Raw genomic sequence first — 12,139 nt, 5'->3', positions numbered from 1 at the left:
GGCTCAGCCCAGCGCGATCCCAGTCACGCGTCAGCCATACGCACGCCGGAGTCGGCGGCGTCATCGAAGTAGTCGTCCACCACGATGACGTCGGTACGCCCGGTGCGCTCAAGCAGGGACGCGGCGACAGCGGCCCGGTAGCCACTGCCGCAGTGCACCCAGATCGTGCCGGGCGGAAGTTCTTCCACCCTGCGTGTCAGCTCGTACAGCGGGATATGCACGGCACTGTCGACGTGGCTGGTGCGGTACTCGTTGTTGGTGCGCACGTCGAGGATGACCTCGGGCAGCGGCAGGCCGCTGAGCTGCTGACCGGACTGCGCGGCGGCAAGGTCGGTGAAGCTCGCGGTGGCGGTGCTACGCAGCTGGGCAGGGTCGGCGGCGAGTTCCTCCGGTTTGCCTGTCGCCGCCGCGGCGAACTTGTCGATGCCGATGCGCGCCAGCTCACGCTGTGCCTCGGCGACCTCATCGCGGGTCTCGCCGACCAGCGTGATCGGCGTGCCCCAGTCGATCAGCCAGCCGAGCCACGTCACCATGGCGCCGTCGAGACCGAGACTGATGATGCCCGCGAGGTGCGAGATGACGTACGCCTTGCGGGAACGCAGGTCGATCACCCACTCGCCAGCGTCCAGCCGCTTGGCCAGCTCGTGCTTGTCCGCCCTGTCGGGCTCGCGCAGGTCGATCGGCTCCGGCCCTGCCAGGTTCTTCACGCCCATATGCGCGTAGTACGCCGGATAGGCGTCCAGCCCGGCGAGGGTCTGCTCGACAAACTCGTGCTCGCCGAGGGTCAGCGCGGGGTTGACCACGCGCTGCTCGCCCATGGTGGCCGACTCGCCGGAGGACGGCGTCGCCGCGCAGAAGCTGCCGAAGCCGTGCGTCGGCCAGATCCGCGCGCCATCCGGCAGCATGTCGGCGAGTTTGCGCGCCGAGGCGTGCTGGTGGCGGGCCAGTTCCTCGCTGTGATCCTCGCCGAGCAGGTCGGTGCGGCCGGTGGTGCCGTAGAGCAGCGAGCCACCGGTGAACACCCCGACGGCGCCCTGCCCGCCTTCGAGCACATAGGACAGATGATGGAAGGTGTGGCCCGGTGTGGCGACCGCACGCAGTCGCATCTGGTCCGACAACGTCATGACCTCGCCGTCGGCAAGCGGGCGATGCCGGAACGGTGCGTTGTCCGCCGCCGCGACGCCGTACTCCGCGCCGGTCACCCGCGATAGCTCGAGTCCACCGGAGACGTAGTCGTTGTGCACGTGGGTCTCGACGATGGCCACGATCCGGACGTCGTGCCTACCCGCCGCGGCGATCACCCGGTCGATGTCGCGTTGCGGGTCGACGAGGACGGCGACCTCGCCGTCTGTCGCGAGATAACTGCGGTCCCCCAGCGAGGACGTCTCGATCACCTCGACAGTGAGTCCGCCAGCGGGGTCTCCGCCCTGGCCTGACACCACATTCGACGTCACCGTTCCCACTCCCTTCGACCCCGCGAGGGTTACCCGCAGGGGTATTCTCGGAAACTACGGGTCCGCAACACGAGTCACGCCAGGGCGAGGAACAACCGCTCCAGTTCCTGCTCGGTCATCTCGGGCTCATCACCGTCGTCGCGGGCCTGCTGGCAGTGCCGCATTCCGCTCGCCACGATCTTGAACCCGGCACGGTCAAGTGCGCGCGACACCGCCGCGAGTTGCGTCAGCACCTCCGAGCAATCCCTGCCTTCTTCGATTGCCTCGATCACTCCGGTCAACTGACCCTTCGCACGGCGCAGCCGCACAAGCGCATCCCCGATCGACTCCGGCTTGATCTCCACGACGTCCACCTCCATGTTGCCACTCAACCGTACTATACCCATGGGGGTATCGAGGGGGCCATTTCCGTGCGGCTCGACGCCTTGAGTTTGCTCACATCGCGGCGATATCTCAGCACGTGTTCAGCCGCGATCGATACGGTCACGCGCGTGTTGGATATCAGATCGTGGCTGAGGTCGGCGCTGGCACGCGTCTACCTCCACCGAGCGCGCAAGCGGGGCTTCGACCTCGCGAAGTTGCCGTTCCTGCCGGAGACAGCGCTGCGCCCGTTGCGACGTCACGGCCTCGATCCGATCCCCGAGCTGCGCGCGACGCGCGAACAGGCGCCGGTGAGCAAGCTGGACATCCCGTTCGACGTCAATGTCTGGCTGGTCACCGGACACGCCGAGGCCAAGGCGGTGCTCGCGGACGCGAAGAACTTCAGCAACGACTTCGGCAACGTCGTCGGCAAGGCGGGCGCGCACGCGGAGCAGAACCCGGGCGGGCTCGGATTCGCCGACCCACCGCACCACACGCGGCTGCGCAAGCTGCTGACGCCGGAGTTCACCATGCGTCGCCTCGCGCGCCTGACGCCCGGCATCGATCGGATCGTCACCGAACAGCTCGACGCCATGGCGGCAGCGGACGGCCCAGTCGACCTGGTCGAGTCGTTCGCGCTACCCATCCCCTCGCTGGTGATCTGCGAGCTGCTCGGCGTCCCTTACGAGCACCGGCACGAGTTCCAGCAGCTCAGCATGCGCCGGTTCGACCTGTTCGGCGGTGCGGACGCCTCGCTCGGCGCGATCTCGCAGTCGCTGGAGTTCCTGCAGCGCATCGTCGAGCAGGAACGTGAACAGCCGGGTGACGGCCTGATCGGCATGATCATCCGCGAGCATGGCGATGAGGTCAGCGACCGCGAGCTGGCCGGGCTCGCCGACGGCGTGCTCACCGGCGGATTCGAGACGACGGCGAGCATGCTCGCGCTCGGCGCGCTCGTGCTACTGCGCGACGCGGACGCGCGCAAACGCGCGACGCACGACGAGGACTCGGTGCGCGACCTGGTGGAGGAGCTGCTGCGCTACCTCACGGTGGTGCAGGTGGCGTTCCCCCGGTTCGCCCGGCGCGACATCCAGATCGGCGACACGCGGATCGAGGAGGGCGATGTCGTGGTGTGCTCGCTCAGCGGCGCGAACCGCGACGCCGCGCTCGGACCGAGCATGGAGGGCTTCGACGCCAGCAGGCAGCCGACGCAGCACTTCGCGTTCGGCCACGGCGTGCACCGCTGCATCGGCGCGGAGTTGGCGCGGATGGAGCTGCGCGCCGCGTTTCCCGCGCTGCTGCGACGGTTTCCTGACATGCGGCTCGCCACGCCGGAGGACGAGCTGGACTTCCGCGAGACGTCGATCGTCTACAGCGTGGAATCGCTGCCCGTGATGCTGGGGTGAGAACGGCGGCTACGGCAGCGTACGTTACACCGCACCGAGCGACCTCCGAGGTGTCGATCTTGAGGCGTTGTGGCGATATGTGTCGCCTCAACGCCTCAAGATCGACACTCCGACAGCCAGCTTCAACGTCCAAACGCGACGACGCCAGCCAAGCGGGCGACGACGAGCAGCGCACCGACCCGGGCCCGCCGTCATGGGAACAACAGCCACAACCCGGCGACCAGATAGCCGACGAGGAACACCAGCAGCGGAGCTTCGCCGAGTGCGCCGCGTTCGCGCGCGCGGAGCCGTACCGCGCGATCGTGCGCGACCACGACGGCGAGGGCGTGCGCCACGACAACGGCGATCACCTTGACGCTGGCGACGATCGTCGGCGTGGCGATGACCGCACTGGCATCGGACGCGCTCGCGCCGAACAGACCGCCGTCGCTGATCGTCGCCAGGGTGCGGAGCACGGTCCGCTGGTTCTCGTAAACCGCGACGGTGTAATAGTGCGCGATCATGTAGCCGAGCGTCAGCGGGATCAACGCGGCGGCGAACCGGCCAGGCAGCCCCTCGCCACGCCCTGTCGTGCGGGCCGCGAGCACGTAGACCATGGCGATCACGACGACAACCACGAGCAACGCAAGAACGGCGACCAGGCCGGGATACGCGGTGGCTCGGGTGAACTCCAGCCAGAACACTGTGTCGGTGATGCTGTCGAACGCGGTCGACCCGAGCAGGATCGCCAGCACCGCGACCACGCCAGGCCGCTGGCGCAGCGCGGCAAGGCCGTCGAGCGGGTTGCGCACCACGAGCGTGCCGTCCTCACGACGTCCCAGCGGAGCCAGGTGCGCGGCGAGGCCGGAGTAGGCCTCGAACGGATCAGCCTGGTCGAACCAGCGAGCGCCGAACAGCAACGCCCCGATCAGCATCGCCACCGCGTAACAGGTAACCCCGAGCAACAGCAGCGGCGGATCGGCCCGCGCGTCCGGCACCAGTTCCAGCCAGACGAACCCGAACAGCAGCGCGGCGGCTGGCCAGTAGCCCCACCGCTCAGGCAAGTCAAGGTGGCCGCTCGCCGGGTCAGTGCGGTTGAGCCGCGCGATGGCGGCGTGGACCGTGCGCAGCGGGTTGATCCGCCGCCACACCGGCCCGACCACCGCCGAGATCAGCGGCAGCCAGACCCAGAGCAGCCCGTATACCATGCCGCCAGCCGGGTTGGACCGGGCGGTTTCCGGTCCGAACAGCAGCATCAGCACCAGCCCCGCGGCGGCGAGCAGACCAAACGCCCGCATCACCCAGTGCAGCGCGGCGGAGTCGAGCGCGGCGGCCAGCGGCGTCGGCAACGGCGTGCCCGCGGCGGCACCGCGGAGTCGTGGCCGCCGCCAGGTATAGCTCAGCGCCACGAACGTCACCGCGACGACGAGCAGCGCACCCATCACGACCACGGCGAACGGCAGCAGCAGGTCCTCTCGCCCACCGCTGCCGTGGGCGAGTACGTCCTCGGACATGCTCCTCCAGCTCTCGTCCCGCGATTCAGCGTGATGATGCCATGGCAACACCCCCGGTTATTCGTGTGGCCGTTTACTTGTGTGCGATGTCGACGACCAGCTTGCTGATGCCCGCATCGGCGTCGACGAGAGTGAACGCGCGAAACGGCAGGTTCTCCCGCACGCCGAGTGCGATCGTGGACTGCCCCTCGAAGAACCCCGCGAACCGGACCTCACGCAGGGTGCGCCAGTCGCGCAGATCCTCGGCGGTGTAGAGCCGGTTGCCCGGCCTGCCAAACGTGCCGGTGCTCTCCGGGTAGCCGCTGATCGACGCCCGGACGATCACCTCAAGCGCGGCGTCACCCGCGACCGGGTACGGCTCGCCGGAGCCGTCGGCGCGCACGACATCGACGTAGCGCACCAGCGCGCCCGGCTTGTCGGTGCCGTCGATGTCGAAGACCACCCGATCGAAGCACTTGTGCTGCCCGATTCGGGCCTGGAACAGCCGGTCGGACGAGCTGCCTGGCTCTCGGTCCGGCCGGAAGTCCCACGTCGTGACCCGCTTGCACGACGACGGCCCTGCCCCTGCCCGTTCCGGTGTGGTCGTGGTCGACTCCGCCGTCGTCGCGGTGGGTTCCGACTTGGTCGTCGGGCTTGTCGTGCCGGTGGTCGCGGTCGTCGGGCTTGTCGCGCCGGTCGCGTCGCCCGCGACCGGCTCACCCGCCGTGCAGGCCCCTGCCACGAGCGTCACGAGCACCGCCACCGTGCCTGTTACACGACCTGCCATGCGCATATGATCACCGTCCCTATCGCATCACGTTGGATACTCCTGTGATGCATGACTAAGGCCGGTAGTCACAGAAAAATGTCCATGCTGTCGACGAAACGATGATTATCCGTCATCGCGGTGAGACAGGGAATGGGTGAGGCAGCGCGAGGGGCTTCTCCGGGACACCTCGCGTCCCACAGAAGCCCCTCGCGACACCCGGGCGGTTTACTCGTGGCCAGGCGGGGTGCCGCCGTTGCCAACGCCGTTGTCGTTGCCGTTGCCGTTGCCGTTACCGGGCCCGCCGCCGTCATCGCCACCGGAGCCATCGTCATCGCCGGAGCTGAGGGCATCGGGGCCGTAGTCGAGGATCTTCACCGACGTCTTGCCGCCGCGCCGGGACAGCCGGATGTCGACCCAGGTGACGTTGTTGGACTCGCTGGCCTCGGTGAACAGTTCGCCCTGGTCGGCAGTGGCGCGCAGCCGGTACTTGCCGTTGTCGACCGAGGTGATCTCGATGTACTGGTCAGGCAGGTTCCACGGGTACTCGTCGCCCCACCCGATCGACAACCCCATCGAGACGTCGAGCGAGTCGAGGTGACCACATGTCTCATGGCTGTACACCGGGTCACTTGGCGCGCCGGGCAGGCTCAGCTCGTATGGGTCGGTGTCGAAGAAGCAGAACCCGCTCTTGGCGCCCGTGCCGACCTTGACGCCGTTGTCCAGCCGCAGCAGTTCGTAGTTTTCTAGGTCCCGCACGTGCCAGTGGTCGTGGCCATCGCCGCCGTAAACCAACTCAGCATCCGTGGGGACGTCTGTTGTCGATCCGTCCGACTGACTGATCCGCTGCATGACATCGAACGAGGACAACTGGTCCGCTCTGGACGCGACGATCTCAAACGGCCCTGATCCGACGTTGACGATCATGGCGGAGAACCGCAGCAATTCCCGGCCGTCCGTCGTCGTCGCGACGTACAGGTCAGACAGATGGGCCATGCCAAGGTCGGCGTGTTGTGGTGTTGGTTCGGCCGCGGCCTGCGCTGGGGCGACGAGCGCGCTCGCCAGCACGACCGCTGCCGCGCTTGCCCAATGACGACGGGACACCGGTACCTCCTCGAGTGAAAGGCGCTAGGCCGGACACGCGGCGCGCGCCCGGCCGGCTGGGAGTGGGAAACAACTACTTCTTCGGGTCGGGGTTCTTCTTGTCGCCGAAGAAGAAGCACAGGTGGCTCAGGCCGTACGGCTTGCCGTTCCTGGCGTTCACCGGAGCGGTGAGCCCGCTGTCACTGAAGACGCCGGGGTCGTAGGTGTACAGGAGTGCGTTCGGCCCGCCCTTGACGATGACCGAGGTGACTTCTGTCGACGAACTGAAACTGAACGACGTTCCGTCGACGGTGATGGTGACGCCGTCATAGGTGCCACTCTCGACTGGCTCGATCTTGAGCCCACCATCGCAGCTCGGGTTGCCACTGATCTCTTCAACACTGGTCCAGTGCCCCGCTGAGGCACTGAGCGTCCCGCCGAACAGTGCGAGCACGGCCGCGAATACGCCGATTACGGCTAGTTTAGCTAGTTTGACCACGACGAAGACTCCTTCTGAGCAGCCGCCACCGGTTACGCCGGATGGCGGACGACGTGACGGCTGGGCTCGCTGCCGGAGACAGCACGCCCATATGTCCTAAATGCCTGGCTATTCGTCGTCGCGCGGCGGAAAGTTACGCCCTGCCCTACGCGGAATTGGCACGCCGGGTTTGGCAGGCGAGCACCTCGGCCGCCTCACTGACCGGAACGGGTCCACCGAAGAGCATTCCCTGCACGCCGTCGCACTGCAGTAGCCGCAGCCGATCGGCCTGCGGCGTGGTCTCGACGCCCTCGGCAAGGACGTCCAGCCCGAGTGAGTGAGCCAGCGAGATCGTGGCGGCGATGATCTTGTCGTGGGCGGGGTCGACCACCTCGCCCTTGCGGGAGGACGACAGCAGCGAGCGGTCGATCTTGAGCTGGTGCACCGGCAGCCTGCCGAGGTGCGCGAGGTTGGAGTAGCCGGTACCGAAGTCGTCAATGGCCAGCCGGACGCCCGCCGCGGCCAATTCCCGCAGCGCGACCAGCGCACCGTGGGTGTCGCCCGCGACGGCGCTCTCGGTGAGTTCGAGCTGCAGGCACATCGCGGGTAGCCCGACCTGGTCCAGCGTGCCGAGCACGTCGGCGACGAAGGTGGGCTGGCGCAGCTGCGTCGCGGCGACGTTGACGCTGACGTAGAGGTCGTCGACGCCGAACTCGTCGAACCAGCGCCGTGCCTGCAGGCATCCTTGCTCGAGCACCCACTGCCCGAGCGCGTTGATGTTGCCGGTCTCCTCGGCGACCGGGATGAACTGTCCCGGCGAGACCCGGCCGAGCCGGGGGTGGTCCCAGCGCACCAGCGCCTCGAACCCGCGCACCGTTGAATCGGCGAGCGAGACGAGCGGCTGGTAGTGCAGCAGGAACTCGTTGTGCGCCAGCGCGGCTGGCATGGCGGTGGCGAGGCTGTGCCTGGTCAGCTCTTGCTCACCGCGTGCGGGGTCGTAACGCTCCCAGCGGCCGCTCCCATTGGCCTTGGCCTGGTACAGCGTGACGTCGGCAGCGCGCATCAGCCGTCCCGGATCGCGGCCGACCAGCGCCGAGTGGACGACGCCGATGCTGCCGGTGACGCTGAGCTGCTCATCGTCGAACTCGATCGGCCTGCCGAACACGGCAAGCATCTTCTCGGCTTCCCGCGCGACCCAGTCCGGACTGCCGCAGCGCTCGATCAGGACGACGAACTCGTCGCCGCCGAGCCGTGCCACGGTGCAACCATCCGGCTCGACGGCCTTGCGCAGCCGGTTCGCGACCGCCCGCAACACGTAGTCGCCCGCGTCGTGGCCGAGGCTGTCATTGATGTTCTTGAACCCGTCGAGGTCCAGGTAGCACAGCCCGAGCGGCTGCTCAGCGGCCTCCAGCCGCTCGAAGAACAACGTGCGGTTGGGCAGCCCCGTCAGTGAATCGTGCCGGGACTCGTGCCACAGCCGGTTCTGTAGCCTGCGCCGCTCGGTGACGTCGACGGCGACGCCGATGAAGAAGTCCGGGGCGCCGGTGCGGTCGCGCACCGCCGTCATGGACAGGTCGACATTGGCGACTCTGCCATCAGGGCGCAGATGCGCGGTCTCCAGCCGGAACTGGTCGATGTCGCCCGCGATCAACTTCTTGAACTCGCCGTAGGCGTGGCCGATGTTGTCCGGTCCGATGACATCACCGATGGTGCGACCCCTGATGTCATCCGTCGCGCGGCCGAGCATGCCTGCCATCGCCTCGTTGACCTCGAGGACGGCACCAGACAGGTCGACGACGCCGATGCCGACGGCTGCTCCCGCGAACACCGCCTGGAACCGGGCCTCGCTGGCGCGGCGGCGTTCCTCGGCGGCACGGGCGGCGGCGAGCGCGGCCCGCTGGGTCGTTTCCTGTTCGGCGAGCACCGTATCCCGCAGCGCGATCGCGAAGCCTTCCGCGACCGCGCCGTGCAACTGCGAGACCCGGGACATGAGTGCCCCGTTGCCGAGCTCGCTGCCCAGCTCACTGCCGATCTCGGCGACGAACTCGTCGCTGAGCAGCGCGAGCGTGCGGTTGAGCACCGAGGTGTCGCGATAATGTGCGTCGATGAGCGCCTTGCCCACCGCCCTGCCCAGCTCGGGACGGAACGGCACCGACCGCATCGCCTCGGCGAGCTGCTCAGTCAGTTCCCGCAGGAAGTCCTCGAGTTCGGCGCGCGTCATCGCCGGTGCGACAGCGCCCTTGAGCGAGGAGGCCCACCTCGTGGCGAACCGTTCGACCGAGTGCGCTGTAGTCATGGCGTTCAGCTCGCGGGGGTGTCTTTTCGCCCGACCCCCGCGAGCCCCAGGGATCGGCCGGGTTCCTCATCGATGTCGGCCTCCGATTCCGGCCGCCACAACGGCAATTCCACCACACCTGGGTCAATGACCGTAAGACCGTCGAAGAACGGCGTGATCTCCTCACGTGTCCGGAAGATGATGGGCACCCCGGTCTTGTTGCGTGCCTGCTCGCCGAGTTGAGCCGCGTCGTCAGGCCGGCTGGCGCTCGACAGGTGCGAGATCACGAAGTAGCTTCCCTCGGGCATGGCGTCACGCAGCGTAGCCACCACCTCGTGTGGCCGGTCGGCATCGGCGAGCAGATGCAGCACCGCGACGAGCAGCACGCCGACTGGCTTGTCGAAGTCGATGATGTTGCGCACCCGGACATCGGTGAGCAGGTCGGCTGGGGAACGCAGATCGCCTTCGATGGCGGACGCCCGCTCGTTTCCGGCGAGGATGACCTCGGAATGCGCGACGGCGACCGGGTCGATGTCGACGTAGAGCACTCTGCTGTCCGACGCGGCGCGCTGCGCGACCTCATGCGCGTTGCCGACGGTCGGGATACCGGAGCCGATGTCGAGGAACTGCCGCACGCCCATGTCGACGAGGTACCGCACTGACCGGCGCAGGAAAGCCCGGTTACTCAGCGCTACCTTGGGCAGATCGGGGACCAGCCCAGCCGCGTTGGCAGCGGCCTTGCGGTCGATGTCGAAATTGTGGGAACCGCCGAGCAGCGCGTCGTACATGCGTGCCGGACTAGGCACCTCCATGTCGACACCCTCTGGCGCCCAGGATGGTCGCTTGGCTGCCACCGCATCCTCCACCTCGGCGAGACATTGTGCGGGGAAAGCCTACCGGACAAGCCCAGATATGTGCGCATACCCGAATCTTGTCCGCATCTCAATCAGATTGTGGGTTCCCCGGAACCAAACGGCGGCTAGGGTGATCACCCATAGCGATCATCGGCTGGGCACGATTGGACCTGCACAAAGTGCCCCCGATCGCGCGACAATAGGTGGTGCACATCACAGTCGGGGCAAAGGGATGCGCAATGGCAGAAGCCGTAGTTCACCAGTCACAGCAACGCGACGCCGAGGAGGACACGCGACGCGAGCTGGAACCTGGTGCCGCGGCTGCCAACGGCCAGCCACCCGATCACGCCGCCGAGGACACCGGTAAGGACCTTCAGGGCACCATCGCATTGCGCAGGCTGCTCGCGGTCGCCACGCTGACGCCCGCGCAGGCTGGACTACTCGCGGTTGACCTGATGGACACACTTGTCACTCTTGAGGAGCGTGGCGAGTGCCCGGACCAGGTGAACGATCGTTCGGTACTCGTGCGGCGGGACGGCACCGTGGTGGTCGCTCCCTCGCTCGAGGCGGCGATCGGCACCGCATCTTCGGCGTCAACCGCGACAACGGACGCCGCTGGCGCGAACGACACCGCGTCAGGCACGGCATCCGACTCCGAAGAGGACAGCGGCGGCGATGACACGGGTGAGGCCGCAGCGGGTGGCAGCGCGAGTACCAAGGCGAGCTCGAATGGCGGCAAAGGCAGAACCAAGAAGAGTACGGGAGCTCGCGGTACGGGGTCTCGATCGAGAAGTGGCACGAAGTCCGGCGGCACGACCGCCCGCCGCCGCAACGGCTCCGCGAACGGCAGCGCACGCGCGGCGGAGCGTGGCCTCGAGCGGCTGCCGGTCGCGGCGACCACGGCGAACTCGCTCGTACGGCTGCTCGCCGCCCACACCAGAGGCGGCAGTGCGCGCCGCAAGGTGGACGCCGCGCTGCTGACCGATCGGCTCACCGGCACCAGCACCGATCTGTCCGAACTCCGCGACAAGGTGCGGGGCGCGGTCAACGAACTCGCGGCTGGCGATGGCGCGAGCTGGCAGGACTGGACGACGACGACCCGCAGGCAGATCATCGCGCTGGTCACCGCGACCGAAGGCCGCAAGGCACTGCGCGACACGACGCCGGTGAGCGGGTCAGCGCAGCACGGTAGCGGCGCGGCGGACAACGCGGATGGCGCGGACGGCGGTCACGAAGGTTCGGAAGGCGACTCGGAAACCACTACCGACGCGGCGGAGACGTCCAGCGCAGCGACGTCTAGCAGCTCGTTCAGCCTCGCAAGGGGTGACCTGCGCGGCGCACGGCGCAGGGCCTGGTACCGCAAGCGGCGGCTGCCCCGCCGCAAGGCCGTGGTGATCACGCTGATCGTGGCGATGGTCGCGGTCGCGGGCTGGTGGGCCGTGCCGCGCGCGTGGTCCGAACTGCGCCGTGGCTGGGAAGCGGTGTTCACCACAAGCCAGCCGTCGCAGCAACTGCCACCGGTAGCTCCGCCCGAGGACGAGAGCAGCGGCGGCAAGACCACCGGCAAGAGCGACAGCACTGCGGCCGCGGACAAGAAAACGAACAAGGACGACGACAAACCAGGGCCGGTTCCCCGGCTCGCCCCGAAGGAGGCCGGTCCGATCAACGGTGTGACGATCGAACGCGCGGAAGGTGAATGCACTCGCGGCGAAGTGTGCCCGGTACGAGTCGACGTGCGACTCGACCCGTCGGCCTCGCATCGGGAGATCAGCTGGTCACTGCGCATTGTTGATCGCTGTACCGACAAAATTCGCAAACGCGAAGGGGTCACCATGGCCGCCGCGCCGGGGTGGCAGCAGGTGTACGGCATCAGCCGTCCGACGCTGCCAGACTCGCGCTCGCTCGCGGTCGTCGCGGTGACCGACACCCCGGCGAAGGCCGCCTCAGCGCCGTTGCTCGTGTCCGCCAACCGAGCACTGTGCTGAGGCCGT

At 67.9% G+C, this 12,139-nt stretch carries 10 protein-coding genes; 2 read left to right on the top strand and 8 right to left on the bottom strand.

The window, feature by feature from the left end:
• Positions 1–23: 23 nt before the first annotated feature.
• Together AMYHA_RS07040 and AMYHA_RS07035 are read right to left on the bottom strand one after the other, a co-directional pair.
• A complete protein-coding gene (locus AMYHA_RS07040) occupies positions 24–1,454 on the bottom strand; it encodes an MBL fold metallo-hydrolase (protein WP_051399619.1) in 1,431 nt (476 codons plus the stop codon).
• Between the two features lie 74 nt (positions 1,455–1,528).
• Positions 1,529–1,798, bottom strand: coding sequence for a metal-sensitive transcriptional regulator (locus AMYHA_RS07035; protein ID WP_034276196.1), 270 nt, complete (start codon positions 1,796–1,798; stop codon positions 1,529–1,531).
• A gap of 147 nt (positions 1,799–1,945) precedes the next feature.
• Here AMYHA_RS07035 and AMYHA_RS07030 point away from each other — a divergent pair, with 147 nt between their 5' ends.
• Entirely contained in the window at positions 1,946–3,220 is a 1,275-nt protein-coding gene (locus tag AMYHA_RS07030; RefSeq protein ID WP_051400348.1) for a cytochrome P450, read from the top strand.
• Positions 3,221–3,411: 191 nt separating this feature from the next.
• Here the strand turns inward: AMYHA_RS07030 and AMYHA_RS07025 are convergent, their stop codons facing one another.
• The 6 genes from AMYHA_RS07025 to AMYHA_RS07000 all read right to left on the bottom strand — a co-directional run bounded on the left by AMYHA_RS07025 (position 3,412) and on the right by AMYHA_RS07000 (position 10,148).
• On the bottom strand, positions 3,412–4,713 hold the full coding sequence (locus AMYHA_RS07025) for a hypothetical protein (RefSeq protein WP_034269203.1): 1,302 nt from the start codon (positions 4,711–4,713) through the stop codon (positions 3,412–3,414).
• A gap of 73 nt (positions 4,714–4,786) precedes the next feature.
• Positions 4,787–5,479: an AMIN-like domain-containing (lipo)protein gene (locus tag AMYHA_RS25590; protein WP_157361882.1), complete on the bottom strand. Its 693-nt coding sequence runs from the start codon at positions 5,477–5,479 to the stop codon at positions 4,787–4,789.
• 207 nt (positions 5,480–5,686) lie between these two features.
• Entirely contained in the window at positions 5,687–6,562 is an 876-nt protein-coding gene (locus tag AMYHA_RS07015; protein WP_231104644.1) for a lysyl oxidase family protein, read from the bottom strand.
• 73 nt (positions 6,563–6,635) lie between these two features.
• Positions 6,636–7,040 (bottom strand): hypothetical protein, encoded by a 405-nt coding sequence (locus AMYHA_RS07010; protein WP_034269201.1) that lies wholly within the window; start codon positions 7,038–7,040, stop codon positions 6,636–6,638.
• A 145-nt stretch (positions 7,041–7,185) separates the two neighbouring features.
• Positions 7,186–9,315, bottom strand: a complete 2,130-nt coding sequence (locus AMYHA_RS07005) for a putative bifunctional diguanylate cyclase/phosphodiesterase (protein ID WP_034269198.1) — start codon at positions 9,313–9,315, stop codon at positions 7,186–7,188.
• Positions 9,316–9,320: 5 nt separating this feature from the next.
• On the bottom strand, positions 9,321–10,148 hold the full coding sequence (locus tag AMYHA_RS07000; RefSeq protein WP_231104643.1) for an SAM-dependent methyltransferase: 828 nt from the start codon (positions 10,146–10,148) through the stop codon (positions 9,321–9,323).
• Positions 10,149–10,387: 239 nt separating this feature from the next.
• Here AMYHA_RS07000 and AMYHA_RS25585 point away from each other — a divergent pair, with 239 nt between their 5' ends.
• Positions 10,388–12,133, top strand: coding sequence for a hypothetical protein (locus tag AMYHA_RS25585; protein WP_051399616.1), 1,746 nt, complete (start codon positions 10,388–10,390; stop codon positions 12,131–12,133).
• Positions 12,134–12,139: the final 6 nt, after the last annotated feature.

The organism is Haloechinothrix halophila YIM 93223, assembly GCF_000504245.1.
Classification (GTDB): Bacteria; Actinomycetota; Actinomycetes; order Mycobacteriales; family Pseudonocardiaceae; genus Haloechinothrix_A; species Haloechinothrix_A halophila.
This window is presented reverse-complemented; position numbering and strand designations above follow the sequence as displayed.

Bases quoted from the DNA above. Each gene is read 5' to 3' on its own strand.
- AMYHA_RS07025 (WP_034269203.1), bottom strand. From the start codon at position 4,713: ATGTCCGAGGACGTACTCGCCCACGGCAGCGGTGGGCGAGAGGACCTG.
- AMYHA_RS25590 (WP_157361882.1), bottom strand. From the start codon at position 5,479: ATGGCAGGTCGTGTAACAGGCACGGTGGCGGTGCTCGTGACGCTCGTG.
- AMYHA_RS07005 (WP_034269198.1), bottom strand. From the start codon at position 9,315: ATGACTACAGCGCACTCGGTCGAACGGTTCGCCACGAGGTGGGCCTCC.
- AMYHA_RS25585 (WP_051399616.1), top strand. From the start codon at position 10,388: ATGGCAGAAGCCGTAGTTCACCAGTCACAGCAACGCGACGCCGAGGAG.